The organism is Achromobacter sp. (genome assembly GCF_032102605.1).
In the GTDB taxonomy this organism is placed as follows: domain Bacteria; phylum Pseudomonadota; class Gammaproteobacteria; order Burkholderiales; family Burkholderiaceae_B; genus Achromobacter.
Map to the genome: position 1 here is coordinate 49,474 of NZ_DAMDGT010000008.1, position 18,589 is coordinate 68,062.

Consider the following 18,589-nt stretch of genomic DNA (forward strand, 5'->3'; position numbering starts at 1 on the left):
GTAGCCTGCGAGCAGAAAAAAACCCCTCGGCGTCACAAGGGGTTTTTGTTTGACCTTCCGGGCGACCGATATCCGGTCCTGCCGATTAGCGGCCCTTCGGCGGGTAATCCAGTTCACCAAACGTGTATTCGCCGCGGGCCTTGGCGTCGGCCAGTTCCTGGCGGACTTGATCGCGGCTCTTGCCGGCGGATTGCGCAACGGTCTTGGGCGGATAGTCCAGTTCGGCGGAAGTGACCTGGCCGGCAGCCTTGGCGCTTTGCAGTTCCTGTTGAACTTGGTCACGCGACAGGCTGGTGTTTTGCGCGACGGCGGGCGGGTAGTCCAGTTCACCGAACGTGACCGTGCCCGCGGCCTTGGCGGCCTGCAGTTCTTGTTGGACTTGCTCACGCGTCTTGCCATCGGCGTGAGCGGCGGACATACCCACCAGGGTGGCGGAAACCTGAGTGCGGTAGCTAGGGCTTTCATTGAGATGACTCCATCCTAAACTTGCACATCGTCGTCCGCCAGGCTGACGGCTGCGATATGACAATTTGATTGCTGGGACGAAGTATCTGGCGATTGGAGCTTAGTAAAAACCCTTATTTTGGTGAACATATTTGCAAGAATGGGACAATTGCAAGTCGTATCAGCATTGCATGCGCATGTCTTGACCTTGTCCTGCGCCCGACCCAATGGCGGCAAGCCTTGCGGGCATTCAGTTTCCCGCAAGCTAGGCCACCGAGAAGGGACATTCCAGTAAATGGAAGTGTTGTGCACCGTGAAGAAATAGACATTTCTGCTGGCGGGACAATAATTCCATTTATCATACGACTCTGCCAGATATGGAATTTTGAGTCTCGAGGGCCCCATGGACATTCAGCTTAACGACATCGCGCTCTTCGTCGAAGTCGCCAAGCGCAAGAACTTCAGCCACGCCGCCGAGGCCCTGAACATTCCGACATCCACGCTCTCGCGCCGCGTGAGCGAACTGGAGCGCAGCGTCGGCATGCGCCTGCTCAATCGCAGCACGCGCAAGATTGACCTTACCGAAGCGGGCGCCATCTATTTCGAGCGCTGCCGACACATTGTGGAAGAAGCGCGCATCGCGCACGACCAGCTACTGGACATGGCGGTGCAACCGAAGGGGCGCCTGCGCATTTCCCTGCCCACCAGCCTGGCGCAACTGTTTCTTCCGGCGGTGATCCGCGAATTCCGCGAACAACACCCCGAAATCGAATGCGACTTCGATCTGAGCATGCGTCCGATCGACCCGATCAGCAATCCGTTCGACCTGATCCTGCGATTTGGCCAGCAACCCGATTCCAGCCTGATTTCACGCAAGATCGTGCTGATGGCTCACCAGTTGTACGCGTCGCCTGAATACCTGGCGCGACATGGCGAACCGCGCATCCCCGCGGATCTCACCCATCACGAATGCCTGCGGCCAACGATGCGCGAGGAGTCATCCTTCTGGATGCTTCATTCGGGCGACAAAGTCGAACGCGTGCAGGTGTCGGGCCGCTTGTCGGCCAACAATGTCGGCATGCTGGGACGCCTGGCCGGGCACGGCCTGGGCATCACGCCGCTTCTGGTGTTCGATGCGATGGAGCGCGCCATCAAGCAGGCAGGTCTGGTGCGCGTGCTGCCCGAATGGAGCCTGACGCCCCTGCCGCTCTTCGCGCTGCTGCCCTCTCGCATGCTGCCCGCCAAGACCAAGGCTTTCCTGGATTTCATCCAGCCTCGGCTGTCGGACGCATAGCCGCGTCAAGGCGCCGAGCCGGCGCCGTACTGACAGACTGTGTAAAGCGGCGTGCCGGTGGCCGCAACCTTGGCGGAGCCGCCCAGATCCGGCAAGTCGATGATGGCGGCGGCCTCGACCACGTTGGCGCCCAGCCGCTGCAGGAGCTTGATGGCCGCCAGCATCGTGCCGCCGGTGGCGATCAGGTCGTCCACCAGCAGGACGCGCTGGCCGGTGCGCACGGAATCCGTATGCATTTCGACTGCGGCGTTGCCGTATTCCAGCGAGTATTCCTCGGCGACGGTGCGGTACGGCAGCTTGCCCTTCTTGCGCACGGGCACGAATCCAAGGTTCAGTTCGTAGGCCAGCACGCTGCCCACGATAAAACCGCGCGCATCCACGCCCGCCACCAGATCCAGGCGCTGACGCATGTAGCGGTAAACGAAGAGATCGATCAGGACCCGGAACGCACGAGGATCCTGCAGCACCGGCGTGATGTCGCGGAAGGTGACACCGGGTTGGGGCCAGTCCGGAACGCTGCGGATGGTGCGCCGGATGTACTCGGCGTTGTCGGTCTGCATGAGGAACGGCCCTGAAGAATTGAAGCAAGGCGAACTATAACCGCGCCGCCGCGCTTAAGCCAGGATTGGCGCGTGCGATGACAAGTCATGCAGTTTTCCATCGCGCAACACCACGCAACGATGTACTGCGCCGGGAGGCAATGCCGCATGCGTGGCCAGCACGACGGTGCGCCCGCGCACCGCGTCCTCGAGATCCGCGAAGAACGACGTCTCGGCGGCGGCGTCCAGCCCTGCCGTCGGCTCGTCCAGCACGATGACGGCGGACTGCGCCAGCAGTGCACGCGCCAGGCAAAGCCGCCGGGCCTGCCCCGCCGACAGCTGCGAGCCGGTTTCACCCGCCCAGGTATCCAGTCCGTCGGGCAGGCCGCGCACGAAGTCTCCCAGCCTCGCGGCGTCCAGGGCGCGCCACAGCGCGGCGTCGTCGGCGTCGGGATCACCGATCAGCAGATTGGTGCGCAGCGTGCCCAGGAAGAGTGGCGAGTCCTGCGACAGCAAGGCGATCCGGCGATGCCAGTCTGCCTGCGCGCAGTCGCGGGCGTCGCAGCCGCCAAAGCGTACGTGACCGGCCTGCGGATCCTCGAGCCGCAAGAGCAGATGCAGCACGGTGGATTTGCCCGCCCCGCTGGCGCCCACGATCGCCACCCGTTCGCCGGGTTCGATCCGCAGGCTGAGGTCTTCCAGCACAGTCGTGCTTGAACCGGGCGTGCGGGCGGGATACTCAAAGCGCACGCCATCCAGCTCGAGAGCGCCGTTGGCAGGCAACGCGCGCGGCGTCGCCGGATCGCGCATGTCGGGCTCGCATTGTGTGATCTCGCGGATGCGAGATGCGGCAGACATCGCCGACCCCATGCGCGAGGCGCCCCGCATGATCGGGCCGGCCACTTCGAAAATGCCGATCACCGCTAGCAACAGGCCTGCAAGCATCGGACCTTCGATGCGCCCCGCCTGGTGCGCGTCAAGCCCGAACCACAACAGCGCCAGCACAGCAATTCCGGCGGCCACCTGCAGGAACCATTGCCCCCGAACCGCCACCCGCGCCTGGCTGTGTCGCGCCCGCGCGCTGGCCTCGCACAGGCTTTCGAAGTGCGCCAGCGTCTGGTCCTGCGCGTGCAGCGCGACCATGTCCGCATGGCCATCCACTGCGTCCAGCGTGGCGGCGCGCAGGCCCGCCGCGCTTTCCTGGGCCGACGCGCCCGGCTTGCGCGCCGCGCGCAAAAGCCACAAGGGCACCGCGACGCACGCGGTCAGCAACGCCAGCGCAAACACGAGGGCGGCGGCGGGCACCCACTGCCCCAGCACGGCCGTCAGCACCGCGCCTGCCAGGATCGCCGTGCCCAGTGGCGCCAGGACGAAGAGGAAGACCGTGTCCAGCGCATCGACATCGCCCGTCATGCGCGCCACGAGATCGCCGCTGCGATATCGGGCGAGCTGGCGCGGGGTCAGTCGGATCAACGCGGCGAACACCATTGCACGAAGGTCGGCCAGCAGGCGCAGGGTGGCCGAATGGCCAACCACCCGGTCGGCATAACGCGAAACGATCCGCAGGAAGGATAGGCCGCGGACCAGCGCGGACGGCGCAAAAAGATTGAAAACGCCGCCCGCCCCGGCCAGCGCGGCGCCCGTCAGGAACCAACCTGACACGCCCAACAACCCCACGCCAGCGGCCACCGTGGCAAGCGCGAAGAACAATGCGAGCAAAAGCCCGCCTTTACGCCGCGCATACAAGGGCAGCAGCAACAACAAGTTCTTCATGCGTCTTCCACCCTGCCACGCGCCACGCGCGCCACCCTGGAAAACCGGGCGGCCACCGCGGGCGAGTGCGTCGCCAGCAACAAGGTGCGGCCGGCGGAGAACGCCAGGATCTCGTCGAGCACCCGAGCCTGCGTGGCGTCGTCCAGATGCGCCGTGGGTTCGTCCAACAGGATCAGGCCAGGGTCGCGCAGAAATAGCCGGGCCAGCGCGACACGCTGGGCCTGCCCCCCTGACAGGCCGTGGCCCCGGCTGCCCAGCGGTGTATCCAGCCCCAGCGGCAGAACCTGCGCAAATTCGAGGACACAGGCGCGGCGAGCGGCATCCTGCACCTGTGCGTCCGTGGCATCCGGCCGGCCAAGCCGGATGTTGTCGGCGATCGAGCCGGCCAGCAATTGGGGCCGCTGGCCGATCAGCGCAACCCGCTGCCGCAGCGCGGCTTCATTCCATTGATCCAGGGGCAGGCCGTCGATACAAACGTCGCCGCTGGCCGGCCGCAATCGCGCGATGGCCTCGATGAGCGTGGATTTTCCAATGCCGCTGGGCCCCATCAGCGCCAGGTGTTCGCCCGGCGCCAGCGCGAGCGCTGCGTCCGACAGCACAGCCTGGCCTCGGCCAGGCGCGTCCACCCGCAGGCCGGAAATGGCGAGGTCGGCGCCCCGCTCCGTCCGCGCGGGCGCACCGCCCTTTCTGTCGGCAGGCTCGGCGGCTTCGTCCGGCAAACCGTCGAACAACACGGCGATCTGCGTGACGGCGGCAAGCGCCGTGGCACGGTCGTGATAATGCGCCGCGAACTGGCGCAGCGGCGCATAGACTTCCGGCGCCATCAGCAGGCAGAACAAGCCGGCCTGCAAGGTCAGCGGCGTCCAGCGCACGTCCAGGAACCCCAGGTACGTCAGGCCGATGTAAACCGCGACGCCCGCGACGCCCAGGGCGGCAAAGAATTCAAGCACCGCGGAAGACAGGAACGCGATGCGCAACACTGACATCGTGCGCTGGCGCAGCGCGTCGCTGGCGGCCACGACCGACTCGGCCTCGGCTTGCGCCCGGCCATACAGCTTGAGCGTGGACAGGCCGCGCAACCTGTCCGCAAAAAAACCGGACAGGCGCGCGAAGGCGCGCAAGTGGCGACGACTGGCGCCCTGCGCGCCCCACCCCACCAGCGCCATGAACAGCGGAATCAGCGGCGCCGTGATCAACAGCACCAGGCCGGCAATCACGTCCACTGGCAGCAGCACGACCGAAAAGGCCACCGGCAGCATCGCAGCCGCGGCCATTGCCGGCAGATACTTGGCGAAGAAGCCGTCCAGCGCCTCGACCTGGTCCACCACGGCGCTTGCCAGTTCGCCCGAGGCTTTGCCTCGGCTCCAGTAGGGGCCCTTTTGCACAAGCCGGCGAAACAACGACTGACGCACATGGCGCTTGATGCGCTCGGACGCATCCGCCCCCGCCCGCTCGCCCGCCCAACTGATGCAGGCACGTACCAGCATCAGCGTTGCAATGCCCAGGATGCCGCCCAGCAGCTCGTGCCGCGGCGCCTGGCCGACGATCGCCGAATCGAGCACGCTGGCCAGCAGCCAGGCCTGAACGACCAGCAAGGCGCCGGCCAACAGCGGCGCCGCGCCCGCCAGAATCAGCGGGAAACGCGCTGTCCTGGCCAGCCCCATCAGCCACCGCGACTGCTCGCGCGGCGGCTTCTGCAGGGACGCCGACGGATCGTGCTCGAGGCTGCTTGCGCCGCCGCTCACTCGTCGTCGCGGCTGGCGCGCGGATCATGCGTATGACCCTCGCGCAGCTCGAACCACATTGCATTGAGAATGGCGAATGCGCACGCCAGGCCCAAGCCCAGGATCCACGAGAAATACCACATGGTGAGAGCCTCCTTTATCAGTACGAGTTGGGCGTGTCGCCCACCGAATCATGGGTGACCTTGCCGCGCATGACGCGATACACCCAGCCGGTGTAGAGCGTGACGATCGGCAGGAAGATGGCAACCGCGATCACCATGATCCACAACGTCATATGGCTGGAAGACCCGTCCCAGATCGTGAGGCCCGCCTTCGGGTTCGTCGACGAAGGCATGATGAACGGGAAGAGCGAAAAGCCCACAGTCAGGATCACGCCGGCGATGGACGCCGACGACGACAGGAACGCCAGCATGTTCGCTCGCACGGTCAGCAACAGCGCCGCCAGCACGGCGCCGGCCACGCCGAGCGCCGGTGCGATCCACATCCACGGCCACTTGGCGTAGTTGGCCATCCAGGCGCCCGTCTGCACCGACACCGACTTGAGCATGGGATCGGACGGCGCCGCCATGTCCACCGCACTGGTGATGGTGTGGCCCGGGACGCCACCCGCGACCCAGAACCCGCCGGCGACGAAAAGCGCCGCGGTCAGCAAGGCGCAGAGCCGCCCCCAGTTGCGGGCGCGCGACGAAATGGGATCTTCCGTGCGCCACGCCAGCAACACCGCGCCATGCATGGCAAGCATCACGACGCTGAGCACCCCAGCCAGCAGCGCAAACGGCATGAAAAGCTGGAAGAAATGCCCTTCATACATGGGCCGCAGCGTCACCGCATCAAACGTGAACGGCACACCCAGGATGATGTTGCCCATGGCCACGCCAAACACCAGGGACGCCACCACGCCCGAGAAGCACAGCACGCCGTCCCAGCTGTTGCGCCAGCGCGTGCCTTCCATCTTGCTGCGGTACTTGAAGCCGACAGGCCGCAGGATCAGCGCGATCAGGACCAGCATCATCGCCAGGTAGAAACCGGAGAATGATGCCGCATACAGCAGGGGCCACGCGGCGAAAATGGCCCCGCCGGCGGTGATGAGCCAGACCTGGTTGCCTTCCCACACCGGCCCCACCACATTGATCACCACGCGACGCTCGGCGTCGGTCTTGGCCACCACCGGCAGCAGCGCGGCGACGCCAAGGTCGAAGCCGTCCATGACGGCAAAGCCGATGAGCAATGCGCCCAGCAGCACCCACCACACCACGCGCAAAGTGCCGTAGTCGAAAGGAATCAAAGTTTCCATTTGCGTCTCTCCCTTCAGGCGCGCACGGCGGCGCGGACAGGATCGGCGGCGGCGTCGGCAGGGGCCGGCGCATCGGACTTCGGTCCGGCCTTGATGGCATGCAGCATGACCTTCACACCGATGATCAACAGGATCGTGTACAGGACCAGGAAGATCGACAGGCTGACGACCAGATCTGTCATGGTCAGGCCGGAGGCTGCGTAGTACGTGGGCAGCACCCCTTCAATCACCCACGGCTGGCGGCCGTACTCGGCCACGAACCAGCCGCTTTCGATGGCGATCCAGGGCAGCGGCAGGCTCCACACCGCCACCTTGAGCAGGCCGGGACGGCTGTCCAGGCGGCCGCGCGAGGCCAGCCAGAACGCCACGCCGAAGAACACGATCAGGTACATGCCCACCGCCACCATGATGCGGAACGCCCAGAAAAGCGGCGCGACAGTCGGGATGGTGTCCAGCGCGGCCTGCTTGATGTCGGCCTCGGTGACCTTGCTCATGTCGGGCTGATGGCGCTTGACGAGCAACGCGTAGCCCAGGTCGGGCCAGGTCTTGTCGAACACCATGCGCGCGTCGACGTCCTTGGGATTGGCGCGGATCTTCTGCAGGGCCTCATAGGCCACGATGCCGTCGCGGATGCGGTTCTCGGCGCGCAAGACCAGATCGTTGATACCCAACAGCGGCGTCGTGAGCGAGCGCGTGCCAATGATGCCCATGACGTAGGGGATCTCGATGGCGAAGTCGTTCCGGCGTTCCGCCTGGTTCGGGATTGCGATCAGGTTGAAGGACGCAGGCGCGGGCTCGGTATGCCACATGGACTCCATGGCCGCGATCTTCATCTTCTGGTGTTCGGTGGTGAGGTAACCGCTTTCGTCACCCAGCACGACAACCGACAGCGCGCCGGCCAGGCCGAAGCTTGCCGCCACCGCCATGGAGCGCTTGGCCAGATCGATGTGACGGCCCCGCAGCAGGTACCAGGCGCTGATCGACATGACGAACATCGCGCCCGCAACGTATCCGGCGCTGACCGTGTGCACGAACTTGGCCTGGGCGACGGGGTTGAAGATGACCGCCGCAAAGTCGGTCATCTCCATCCGCATCGTGTCGGGATTGAAGATCGCGCCAACCGGATTCTGCATCCAGCCGTTGGCGATGAGGATCCACAACGCAGAGAAGTTCGTGCCGAACGCGACGAGCCAGGTCACCACCAGGTGGCTGACCTTGGACATGCGATTCCAGCCGAAGAAGAACAGGCCGACAAACGTGGCTTCCAGGAAGAAAGCCATCAGCCCTTCCAGCGCGAGCGGCGCGCCGAAGATGTCGCCCACGTAGTGGCTGTAGTAAGACCAGTTCATGCCGAACTGGAACTCCATCACCACGCCGGTGGCCACGCCCAAGGCGAAGTTGATGCCGAACAGCGTGCCCCAGAACATCGTCATCCGCTTCCAGATGGCGCGGCCGGTCATGACGTACACGCTTTCCATGATGGCCAGCATGAACGACAGGCCAAGCGTGAGCGGGACAAACAGAAAGTGATAGAGCGCGGTCGCGGCGAACTGGAACCGCGACAGGTTCACAACGTCGAGATCAATCATGGGGCTGCTCCCAGGGCGTTGACGCGCCGCGACAACCGGCATGGTTCCCAGGCCGTCCACCGCGCCATGTTAGGGGCGTTGCATACAACTTCATAGAGGTTTCCTGAAAGATCGAGGCGTGGCAGGTCAGCCTTTGCCTCGCAATTTGCCGGCGAAACCCAGCACCTTCTGCACTTTCGAGCCCAGTTTCATCAGGCTTTGCAGGGTTTCTGGCGGCAGGCGTTGAACCTCATCGAACCACCCGGTGGATAGTTCGATGAGCTCCAGCATTTCGGTCATTCGTTGTTGGGCGTAGGCCTCGTCCGGGCCGGCCGGGGGCTCCAGCAGCGTGTCGCGCAGCAGCGTCAGCGTGGGATCGACTTCGCGCTTGCGCTTCTCTTCCATCAGGATGCGGAAGATCTCCCACACGTCCTTGGGCGTCTCGAAATAGTCGCGACGGTCGCCCACAAGATGGATCAGCTTCACAAGGCGCCAGGACTGCAGCTCTTTCAGCCCCAGGCTGACGTTCGAGCGCGAAAAGCCCAATGCCTCGGCGATGTCGTCGGCGTTGAGCGGCTGAGGGGCCAGGAAGAGCAGCGCGTAGATCTGGCCGACGGTGCGGTTCACGCCCCAACGGCTGCCCATTTCGCCGAAATGAAGGACGAAACGTTCGTTTTGGGGGGATAGCGCCATAGTGTTCAGCCAGCAGGTAAGACCAGGAAGCACACGCCGTATCGATACAGGCGGTTACTTCACTTTCAGAAATTCCTGAAATTATCGAACAAACAATGAGAAAGCGCAAACCACAAAGGCAGCAGGGGCAAGCGCGCAAGCGACCGCGATTCAGGCGACACGCAGGCCAAAATAGCGGCCGGACGTGACAGCCATACAACAAAAATTGGCAATTGCGGACTAGCGGGACGACCGCCGATGGGCTTTTCGCGCCCTGCCCGGCGACTATCGAGCGGCGAACCAACCCGAGCGGCGGCCTTTTACGCCCGGGACGGACGTAACGAAAACGCCACCGGCCTGCAGGCGGGTGGCGTTTTCAGCGGGATGATGTGGGGGCCGGCGGGCTCTATCCCGATCCGGCGGGGTTCGGCGCGGAAATCAGCCGGCTTTGACGGTCACGGCGGAGGACACGCGCTTGGCCTTGGCGCGGGCGGCGGCTACGTCCTCGGCCACGGCCAGACCCACGCCCATGCGGCGCTTGACGAAGGACTCGGGCTTGCCGAAGAGACGGATATCAGTGCCGGGTTCGGCCAGGGCCTCGGCCACGTTGTGGAACGACACCGCGGCGGCGTCGACGCCGCCATAGATGACGCTGCTGGCGCCGGGCTGGCTCAGACTGGTGTCAACAGGCAGCCCCAGCAGGGCCCGGGCGTGCAGCTCGAACTCGTTCTGCGTCTGGGTAATCATGGTGACCATGCCGGTATCGTGCGGACGCGGGCTGACTTCGGAGAACCAGACCTGGTCGCCGGCGACGAAGAGTTCGACGCCGAAGATGCCCAGACCGCCAAGTTCGGACGTGACCGCCAGCGCAATATCGCGGGCGCGCTGCAGCGCTGCCGGCGACATGGGATGCGGCTGCCAGCTTTCCACGTAGTCGCCGTCCACCTGCTTGTGGCCGATGGGCTCGCAGTAGCGGGTCTCGACCTGGCCGTCGGTGCCGCGGGCGCGCACCGTCAGCAGGGTGATTTCGTAGTCAAAGCGGATGAAGCCTTCGACAATGGCGCGACCGCCCCCCACCCGGCCGCCTTCCTGGGCGTAGCGCCAGGCGGAGACCAGATCGTCGGCGCTCTTGATCACGGATTGACCTTTGCCCGACGAAGACATGACCGGCTTGATGACGCACGGATAGCCGATGCCGCCATCGATGGCCTGGCGAAGCTCTTCTTCGGTGTCGACAAAGCTGTAGGGTGAAGTGGGCAGCCCCAGGGTTTCAGCCGCCAGGCGGCGAATCCCTTCGCGGTTCATGGTGAGCTGGGCTGCGCGGGCGGTGGGGGTGACCCGCGCCGTCCCGGCGGCTTCGAGTTCGACCAGCAAGCTCGTGGCAATGGCCTCGATTTCGGGGACAATAACGTGCGGCTGCTCTTGTTCGATGATTTTGCGCAGGGCCTGCGGATCCGTCATCGAGACCACGTGCGCCCGGTGCGCAACCTGATGGCCCGGGGCGTCCGCGTACCTGTCCACCGCAATGACCTCCACGCCCAGCCGTTGCAGGGCGATGATGACCTCTTTGCCCAGTTCGCCAGACCCTAGCAGCATGACGCGGGTAGCCAGGGGAGACAGTGGCGTGCCAAGGACGGGGCTGGGAATGCTGGACATGGAGCGGGCCTGAATAGAAAAGTTTGAAAGCCATTGAAAGACTCGCCAGCATGCCATACCCCCCAGCCAGGGGCAAACTAGCATACTGATATTAAAATCCGCCCATGACTGACCATCCCACCACATCGTCCGGCACCGCGCTGGCATCCGCCCGCAGAACGCTGCAAATAGAAAGCCAGGGCCTTCAAGACCTCTCCGCCCGGCTGGATGACAGCTTCACGCGAGTCGTGGACCTGCTGCTGGCGTGCCGTGGCCGCGTGGTCGTCAGCGGCATCGGAAAAACGGGACACATCGCTCGCAAGATCGCCGCTACGCTGGCCTCCACCGGCACCCCCGCCTTTTTCGTGCATGCCGCCGAAGCCGTCCATGGCGACCTGGGCATGATCACCCGCGATGACGTGCTCATCGCCATTTCCTATTCCGGCTCGGGCCAGGAACTGCTGACCATCCTGCCCGTCGTCCGCCGCATGGGCGCAGGCCTGGTGGCGATTACCGGCAATCCGCAATCCGAGCTGGCCCGGCAGGCCGACGTCCACCTGGACGCCAGTGTGGCGCAGGAAGCCTGCCCGCTGAACCTCGCCCCCACCGCCAGCACTACCGCGGCCCTGGCCCTGGGCGACGCCCTGGCCGTGGCCTGCCTGGAAGCCCGCGGGTTCGGGCCGCAGGATTTCGCCCGATCGCATCCGGGCGGCGCCCTTGGACGCCGCCTGCTCACCCACGTCCGCGACGTCATGCGCCAGGGCGACGCCCTGCCGATCGTCATGGCTGGCACCCCGGTGTCGCAAGCACTGGAAGTCATGTCGGCCAAGGGCATGGGCATGACGGTCGTGACCGACGCGCAGCACCGGCCCCTGGGCATCTTTACCGACGGCGACCTGCGCCGCCTCATCGCTCGGCACGGCGACATCCGCAGCTTGAACGTTGAATCCGGCATGACCCGGTCCCCGCGCAGCATCAGCCCCGACGCGCTTGCCGTCGAGGCCGCCCGGCAGATGGACGAACAACGGCTCAATCACATGCTGGTGATGGACAATGACGGCGCGCTGGTCGGCGCCTTGCACATGCATGATCTGATGGCCGCTAAAGTGGTATGACTATGACTCTTTCCGCATCCGTGAATCACCCGGCCGAAGCGCTGGTGCTTGCCCGTATCCCCTCCACCGTGCGCGAACGCGCCGCGGCCGTGCGCCTGATGGTGTTCGACGTGGATGGCGTGCTGACCGACGGCAGCCTGTACTACGGTGAAAGCGGCGAACTGCAGAAGCGCTTCCATGCGCTGGACGGCCACGGGCTGCGGCTGCTCATGGAGGGCGGGCTCAAGGTCGCGCTCATCACCGGCCGATCCGGCCCCATCGTCGCGCGCCGCGCGGCGGAACTCGGAATCGCCGAGGTCATCCAGGGCGTGCGCGACAAAGGCAGTGCCCTGACCGAACTTGCACAGCGATCCGGTGTCCAACTGAACCAGACCGGCTACATGGGCGATGACATCATCGACCTGCCGGCCTTGCAGCGCGCGGGCTTTGCGGCCAGCGTTCCCAACGCTCCCGGCTACGTCAGCCAGGCCGCCCACTGGATTTCCACCCTGCCCGGCGGCAGCGGGGCCGTGCGCGAATGCTGCGATCTTCTGCTGGCCTCCCAAGGGCGCCTGGGCGCGTTCCTGGCCACACCGGGGCTGCTGGGCCCCGGGGCCATCCAATGATCGCCCTGTCAACGAATACGCCCTTGCGGCGCACCCGATGAAAGAACGTTTTCCCTCTTTGATTGCGCTGTTCCTGCTGCTGGTGCTCGTCACCAGTTCGTGGTGGGCCGCCGATTACGCGCAGCGGGCCATCCAGGTGGACCCGCCGCGCCGCGTTACGCATGAAATGGACGCCTGGTCGCGCAACTTCGTCATGCTGCGCACCGACCCCAACGGCAAGCCCATCAACCGCCTTGAAGGCGAGTACGCCGAGCACTTCCCCGACGACGATTCTTATCACGTGACGTCGCCACGCGCCGTGGGGCAACGCGAAGACAATCCCATCACGGTGGCCGTGTCCAAGACGGCCGTCATGCAAGAGGGCGGCAAGCGTATCGTCATGGAAGGCGATGCGCACGTATTGCGTCAGCCAGATGCCGAAAACGACATGCTGGACGTGCGCAGCCAGCAATTGACCATCCTGCCCGATGACGACGTCGTGTTCACCGACCTGCCCGCGGTCGTGCTGAAGGGACGTTCGCGCATGACAGGCACCGGCATGCACTACAACAACAAGACGCGCCAACTGAAGGTTTCGGCATCGACCGATGTGGAAATCGCCGGCTCGGAAGGCAGACAGCAGCGCCGCACCGAAATTCCAGCCAATAACACTGACCAGAAAAAACCATGACCGACCTCCGGACTCTCCTCGCCCCGACGACTCGCCTTATCGGCGCCGTGCTGTTGACGGCCTCGGCGCTCGCACCGGCCTATGCGGCGGACCCGGCCTCGAAAGCAGCCCCACCGGCGGAAGAGCCGAGCACGCTGATTCTGTCGGACACCCTGCACTATGACGACGTGAAGAAACAAAGCGTGTTCACGGGCAACGTGAACATGACGCGCGGCCTCATGACGCTTACCTCCGACACGCTGCAGATGAACGAGGACGCGAAGGGCAACCAGTTCGGGACGGCCACCGCCAACAAGGGCAAGGTCGTCACGATCCGGCAGGAACGGCCCGAGAGCTTCGAACTGATCGAAGGCAAGGGCTTGCGCGCCGAATACGACGGCACCAACAGCACGTTCGATTTGATTGGCCAAGCGGTCGTGGTTCGTTACGTCTGTGGGAAACCGTTCGATACCATTCGGGGCGAACGGGTACGCTACAACGAGAAGTCCGGCACCTACGAAGCCCAGGGCGGACCCAACTCCGCAGCCGCGGGCGGCCGGGTGCGCTCGGTGGCCGAACCTCGCGCCAAGGCCGACGCAGCCGTCGCCGAATGCCGCAAACAGCAGGCAGCCAAGAAAGGGCGCTGAAGCGCTTCCCATGCAACACCATTCGCAGCCACGATGAACCAACCTTCAGTGCCGACCCCCGTGACCTCCGCCCCTTCGGGCGTCAAGCAGGGCAGCCTGCGCGCAACCGGACTGCGCAAGACCTATAACGGCCGCACCGTCGTGCAGGACGTTTCCCTGTCCGTCGTCAGCGGCGAAGTCGTCGGCCTGCTGGGCCCCAACGGCGCAGGCAAGACCACCAGTTTCTACATGATCGTGGGCCTGGTGCCCGCGGACGCCGGCCGCATCGAGATCGACGGTTCCGTCATCACCGCGATGCCGATCCACAAGCGTGCGCGCATGGGGCTGTCGTACCTGCCGCAGGATGCCTCGGTGTTCCGCCGCCTGACGGTGGAACAGAACATCCGGGCCGTGCTGGAACTTCAAGTGGGGCCGGATGGCCGCGCCTTGTCGACCTCCAAGATCAACGAGCAGATGGAGTCCCTGCTTGAAGAACTCCAGATCGGCCATATCCGAAGCAACGCCGCAATTTCCCTGTCCGGCGGTGAACGCCGCCGGGTCGAAATCGCGCGGGCGCTGGCGACGAGCCCCCGCTTCATCCTGCTGGACGAGCCCTTCGCCGGCGTCGACCCCATCGCCGTCATCGAGATCCAGCGCATCGTGCGCTTCCTGAAAGGCCGTGGCATCGGTGTACTGATCACCGACCACAACGTGCGGGAAACGCTGGGCATCTGCGACCGCGCCTACATCATCAGCGAAGGCAAGGTGCTGACCGACGGCCATCCCGAGGAAATCGTGGGCGACCCGGCGGTGCGCCGCGTCTATCTGGGCGAACACTTCCGGATGTAACCAAGGTGGAAAGACCCCGTAACCCTCGCCGGAATGGGGGCCGTAAGCCCTAGGGCTTCAGCCATAAAATTGCCATGTACTTGCTGTAGGTCAGCTTGTTTTATCGGCCTGAGTCTATACACTAGTACTAAACGAATCTGCTTATTGAAGGAGAACGCCTAACGAATCCACCGCGCCTTTTGCGCAACTTTTTTCCTCTTTTAGAAGGAGAGCACACTATGAACCTGAGCATCTGCGGTCGTCACCTCGACGTCACCCCGGCCATCCGGGAATATGTCATGAACAAACTGGCGCGAGTGCTGCGGCATTTCGATCACGTCATCGATACCCAGGTCATGCTCTCAGTAGAGCCCCTGCGGCATAGAGCCGAAATCACCATGCGTCTTAGCGGCAAGGACATTCATTGTGAAGCAACCGATGAAAACCTCTATGCAGCCATAGACCTTCTTGCTGACAAAGTCGACCGTCAGGTCATCAAGCACAAGGACAAGGTAAGAAGTCACTCAGCAGAGTCCGTGAAGCGGCAAGCGGCGAGCCTCTCGCCACCCCAGCAGTAACCGCGCTTCATGACCGCTCTTCTTGAGCGACAAGCAGTTCAGCGATCCCCGGATCCTGCCTAAGTCCCGGTGTCCCGCTAGACCTTGCGTCCAGCTGGGGCATCGGCAACTCCCCCCCGCTTCACCCAACTCCCCCTACCTGTGTGTCTTGTGCTGGCCGTCGCCGGCAAGTCCGAGCGTCCCTGTTTTCGGACCAGTTGCCCTTGGCGCGCGGCCTCGCTTGCACCGGAATGCCCACAACGTGGCGCTATCGGTCTATGCTGTCGCTCTCGCGGTCTCCTTGGCGCCCGTCGCTCGACGTGTCCAGGGGGTCTGATTGTTGCAGTGCGTCATATAACCATATAATGACCTGATGAATCATTTGTCGCGCATCCTTCCCGCCGGCAACGTCGTGCTCGATATGCTCGCAACGAGCAAGAAACGTGCGTTCGAACAGGCCGGCCTGCTTTTTGAAAACAACAACGGGCTGGCGCGTGCGCTTGTGTTCGACAGCCTGTTCGCCCGTGAACGCCTGGGTTCCACGGCGCTCGGGCAGGGCGTGGCTGTGCCGCACGGCCGCGTGAAAGGCCTTGAGCAGGCGTTGGCGGCTTTTATCCGCCTGGCCCAGCCCATTGCTTTCGACGCCCCCGACGGGCAGCCCGTGTCGATGTTGCTGTGCCTGCTCGTGCCTGAAACAGCAACGCAGCAGCACCTGGACATCCTGGCCGAACTGGCGCAGCTCATGTCCAACAAGGCGCTGCGCGAGGCCCTGGCGACCGAGCCCGATCCGGCCATCGTCCACAAGATGCTCACGACCGGCCAACTCTGATCCCACGCGGAATCGCTGCCATGCTCACGGTGCAGGAACTCGTCGACGACAACGCCGACAAAATCCCCTTTAACTGGATATCGGGCCAGGGCGCCGCGGACCGCGCTATTCCCGACGACGGCATGGCGGCCGCCGACCTGGTCGGCCACTTGAACCTGATCCACCCCTCCCGCATCCAGGTGTTCGGCCAGGAAGAGCTGGCGTATTACACGCGCTTCGACCTGCGTCGCCGCATGCACCACATGGACGAGCTCCTGATCGGTGGCGTGCCGGCCATTTTGCTGGCCGACGGCCTGACGCCGCCGCAGGACCTGATCGACCAGTGCGACCAACACCAGGTGCCTCTGCTGTCCACCCCGGTGGCCGCCGCGCAGCTTATCGACCTGCTGCGCATCTACCTGGGCAAGAAGCTGGCGCCCACCACCACGGTGCATGGCGTCTTCCTGGACGTGCTTGGACTTGGCGTGCTGATCACTGGCGAATCCGGGCTGGGCAAGAGCGAACTGGCGCTGGAGCTGATTTCACGCGGGCACGGCCTGGTGGCCGACGACGCCGTGGAATTCTCGCGCACCGCGCCCAACATGATCGAAGGCCACTGTCCGCAACTGCTGCAGAACCTGCTCGAGGTGCGCGGCCTGGGGCTGCTGGACATCCGCACGATCTTCGGCGAAACCTCGGTGCGCCGGAAGATGCGCCTCAAACTCATCGTGCACCTGGTGCGCGCCACCGCCCAGGACAAGTTCGAACGCCTGCCGCTGCAGGACATCACGCAGGACATGCTTGGGCTGCCCGTGCGCAAGGTGATGCTGCAGGTTGCCGCGGGGCGCAACCTGGCCGTGCTGGTCGAAGCCGCCGTCCGCAACACCATCCTGAAACTGCGCGGCATCGACACGCTGGGCGAATTCATGGAACGCCAGGCGATGGCGATTCTCCAAAGCAGCAAATGAGCACGCGTCGTCGCCCTGCGGCATCGTGAGCCTGTACGAGACCCTGGCCGACGAGATCGCCACGTCGATCGCCACAGGCGTTTTGCGTGCCGGCGACAAGCTGCCCTCGGTCCGCGACGCGTGCGCCGCACGCGGCGTCAGCCCTTCCACGGTATTCCAGGCCTATTACCTGCTTGAGGCGCGAGGCCTTGTGCGCGCCCAGCCGCGTTCGGGCTACTACGTCAACGCCCCTGCGGAATCGCTGCCGCCCGAACCCGGCGCCTCGTGCCCGGACGGCGAATCGACCGAGCTCGCGATCAGCGAGCGCATCTTCGACATCCTGGATTCGGTGCGCAACCGTGATGTCACGCCGCTGGGGTCGGCCTTCCCCTCTCCGCTGCTGTTTCCACTGCCCAGACTGGCGCAGGCCATGGCGGCGCATCTCAAGCGCCAGGACCCGCGCGACACGGTGGATGACCTGGCGCCCGGCAATCCTCGTCTGCGGCGGCAGATCGCATTGCGCTATTTGATAGGCGGCATCAATCTGTCCGCCAATGACATCGTCATCACCAACGGCGCGCTCGAGGCCCTGAACCTTTGCCTGCAGGCGGTCACCCAGCCGGGCGACACGGTGATCGTCGAAGCGCCCACGTTCTATGGGGCGTTGCAAGCCCTGGAAAGACTGGGCCTGAAGGCGCTGGAAGTGCCCACCCATCCGCGCACGGGCATCGATCTGCACGCGATGGAATCCGCCATTGCCCGCCATGCGCCGCGCGCCTGCTGGCTGATGACGCAATTCCAGAACCCGCTGGGCAGCCTGATGCCCGACGAGAAAAAACGCCAGCTCGTGGAGCTGCTTGCGCGACACGACATCCCTCTGATCGAAGATGACGTCTATGGCGAGCTTTACTTCGGAACCGCGCGACCCGTGCCCGCGAAGGCTTATGACGCACGCGGGCTGGTGCTGCATTGCTCGTCGTTTTCAAAGTGCCTGGCGCCGGGCTATCGCATCGGTTGGGCCAGCGCGGGGCGTTATGCGCAGCGGGTGCAACGGCTGAAGCTGTCTTCGACGCTGTCCGCTTCCGGGCCCGCGCAAGGCGCAATCGCCGAATACCTTGAACAGGGCGGCTACGACCGCCATCTGCGTCGGCTGCGCCAGACGTTGCAGGCGCAGCAGGAACGCATGGCCGATGCCATTGCGCGCGAGTTCCCGGCGGGCACGCGCGTGACACGTCCTCAAGAGGGCTTCTTCCTGTGGGCCGAACTACCCGTGTCCGTGGACGCGCTGGCGCTGCATCGGCAGGCCCTGTCGCGTGGCATCAGCGTGGCGCCGGGCCCGATTTTTTCTGCCAGCGGGCAGTTTGGCAGCGCGCTGCGGCTGAACTATGGCCACCCCTGGGATGCCGGCGTGGAAGCCGCCATTCGCACGCTGGGCGAACTGGCGCGCGAGGCCTGCTCGCGGGCACGCCACGCCGGCTGAAACGGCGGCC

The 18,589-nt window shown here is 64.7% G+C and carries 18 protein-coding genes and 1 pseudogene; 10 read left to right on the forward strand and 9 right to left on the reverse strand.

The window, feature by feature from the left end:
• Nucleotides 1-85: 85 nt before the first annotated feature.
• Nucleotides 86-465: pseudogene (locus tag RT614_RS18350) on the reverse strand (DUF4148 domain-containing protein).
• A gap of 382 nt (nucleotides 466-847) precedes the next feature.
• Here RT614_RS18350 and RT614_RS18355 point away from each other — a divergent pair.
• Entirely contained in the window at nucleotides 848-1,738 is an 891-nt protein-coding gene (locus RT614_RS18355) for a LysR family transcriptional regulator (RefSeq protein ID WP_313623568.1), read from the forward strand.
• A 5-nt stretch (nucleotides 1,739-1,743) separates the two neighbouring features.
• On the opposite strand, the gene RT614_RS18360 is transcribed toward RT614_RS18355, so the two are convergent.
• The 8 genes from RT614_RS18360 to purT all read right to left on the reverse strand — a co-directional run bounded on the left by RT614_RS18360 (nucleotide 1,744) and on the right by purT (nucleotide 10,985).
• Entirely contained in the window at nucleotides 1,744-2,298 is a 555-nt protein-coding gene (locus RT614_RS18360; protein ID WP_313623569.1) for an adenine phosphoribosyltransferase, read from the reverse strand.
• A gap of 54 nt (nucleotides 2,299-2,352) precedes the next feature.
• A complete protein-coding gene (gene cydC, locus RT614_RS18365) occupies nucleotides 2,353-4,050 on the reverse strand; it encodes a thiol reductant ABC exporter subunit CydC (RefSeq protein ID WP_313623570.1) in 1,698 nt (565 codons plus the stop codon).
• Nucleotides 4,047-5,795 carry a thiol reductant ABC exporter subunit CydD gene (gene cydD, locus RT614_RS18370; protein ID WP_409558491.1) on the reverse strand — a complete coding sequence of 583 codons (1,749 nt, stop codon included), beginning with the start codon at nucleotides 5,793-5,795 and terminating at the stop codon, nucleotides 4,047-4,049. Before cydD ends, cydC begins: the two co-directional genes overlap by 4 nt.
• Nucleotides 5,792-5,917, reverse strand: coding sequence for a cytochrome bd-I oxidase subunit CydX (cydX, locus tag RT614_RS18375; protein WP_043546919.1), 126 nt, complete (start codon nucleotides 5,915-5,917; stop codon nucleotides 5,792-5,794). Before cydX ends, cydD begins: the two co-directional genes overlap by 4 nt.
• A 17-nt stretch (nucleotides 5,918-5,934) precedes the next feature.
• Nucleotides 5,935-7,089, reverse strand: a complete 1,155-nt coding sequence (gene cydB / locus RT614_RS18380) for a cytochrome d ubiquinol oxidase subunit II (protein WP_313623571.1) — start codon at nucleotides 7,087-7,089, stop codon at nucleotides 5,935-5,937.
• Between the two features lie 14 nt (nucleotides 7,090-7,103).
• Nucleotides 7,104-8,678, reverse strand: coding sequence for a cytochrome ubiquinol oxidase subunit I (locus RT614_RS18385; protein WP_313623572.1), 1,575 nt, complete (start codon nucleotides 8,676-8,678; stop codon nucleotides 7,104-7,106).
• A gap of 126 nt (nucleotides 8,679-8,804) precedes the next feature.
• Nucleotides 8,805-9,350, reverse strand: a complete 546-nt coding sequence (locus RT614_RS18390; protein ID WP_313623573.1) for a GbsR/MarR family transcriptional regulator — start codon at nucleotides 9,348-9,350, stop codon at nucleotides 8,805-8,807.
• Between the two features lie 417 nt (nucleotides 9,351-9,767).
• Nucleotides 9,768-10,985, reverse strand: coding sequence for a formate-dependent phosphoribosylglycinamide formyltransferase (gene purT / locus RT614_RS18395; protein ID WP_313623574.1), 1,218 nt, complete (start codon nucleotides 10,983-10,985; stop codon nucleotides 9,768-9,770).
• A 104-nt stretch (nucleotides 10,986-11,089) separates the two neighbouring features.
• On the opposite strand from purT, the gene RT614_RS18400 reads away from it, so the two are divergent.
• The 9 genes from RT614_RS18400 (at nucleotide 11,090) to RT614_RS18440 (ending at nucleotide 18,579) form a co-directional block, all read left to right on the forward strand.
• Nucleotides 11,090-12,079, forward strand: coding sequence for a KpsF/GutQ family sugar-phosphate isomerase (locus tag RT614_RS18400; protein ID WP_313623575.1), 990 nt, complete (start codon nucleotides 11,090-11,092; stop codon nucleotides 12,077-12,079).
• The gene (locus RT614_RS18405) at nucleotides 12,076-12,684 is read left to right on the forward strand and encodes an HAD hydrolase family protein (RefSeq protein WP_313623576.1); all 609 of its coding nucleotides are present in this window, start codon (nucleotides 12,076-12,078) and stop codon (nucleotides 12,682-12,684) included. The genes RT614_RS18400 and RT614_RS18405 overlap by 4 nt, the downstream gene beginning before the upstream one ends.
• 37 nt (nucleotides 12,685-12,721) lie before the next feature.
• On the forward strand, nucleotides 12,722-13,354 hold the full coding sequence (gene lptC / locus RT614_RS18410) for an LPS export ABC transporter periplasmic protein LptC (protein ID WP_313623578.1): 633 nt from the start codon (nucleotides 12,722-12,724) through the stop codon (nucleotides 13,352-13,354).
• A complete protein-coding gene (gene lptA / locus RT614_RS18415) occupies nucleotides 13,351-13,980 on the forward strand; it encodes a lipopolysaccharide transport periplasmic protein LptA (RefSeq protein WP_313623579.1) in 630 nt (209 codons plus the stop codon). Before lptC ends, lptA begins: the two co-directional genes overlap by 4 nt.
• 33 nt (nucleotides 13,981-14,013) lie before the next feature.
• Nucleotides 14,014-14,808 carry an LPS export ABC transporter ATP-binding protein gene (lptB, locus tag RT614_RS18420; RefSeq protein WP_313623580.1) on the forward strand — a complete coding sequence of 265 codons (795 nt, stop codon included), beginning with the start codon at nucleotides 14,014-14,016 and terminating at the stop codon, nucleotides 14,806-14,808.
• A 218-nt stretch (nucleotides 14,809-15,026) separates the two neighbouring features.
• Entirely contained in the window at nucleotides 15,027-15,365 is a 339-nt protein-coding gene (gene hpf / locus RT614_RS18425; RefSeq protein ID WP_006216296.1) for a ribosome hibernation-promoting factor, HPF/YfiA family, read from the forward strand.
• A 352-nt stretch (nucleotides 15,366-15,717) separates the two neighbouring features.
• Complete coding sequence (locus RT614_RS18430) at nucleotides 15,718-16,173, forward strand: PTS sugar transporter subunit IIA (protein ID WP_313623581.1); 456 nt, start codon at nucleotides 15,718-15,720, stop codon at nucleotides 16,171-16,173.
• Nucleotides 16,174-16,193: 20 nt separating this feature from the next.
• Nucleotides 16,194-17,120, forward strand: coding sequence for an HPr(Ser) kinase/phosphatase (gene hprK / locus RT614_RS18435; protein WP_008166849.1), 927 nt, complete (start codon nucleotides 16,194-16,196; stop codon nucleotides 17,118-17,120).
• A 25-nt stretch (nucleotides 17,121-17,145) separates the two neighbouring features.
• Complete coding sequence (locus RT614_RS18440) at nucleotides 17,146-18,579, forward strand: PLP-dependent aminotransferase family protein (protein WP_313623582.1); 1,434 nt, start codon at nucleotides 17,146-17,148, stop codon at nucleotides 18,577-18,579.
• Nucleotides 18,580-18,589 lie beyond the last annotated feature (10 nt).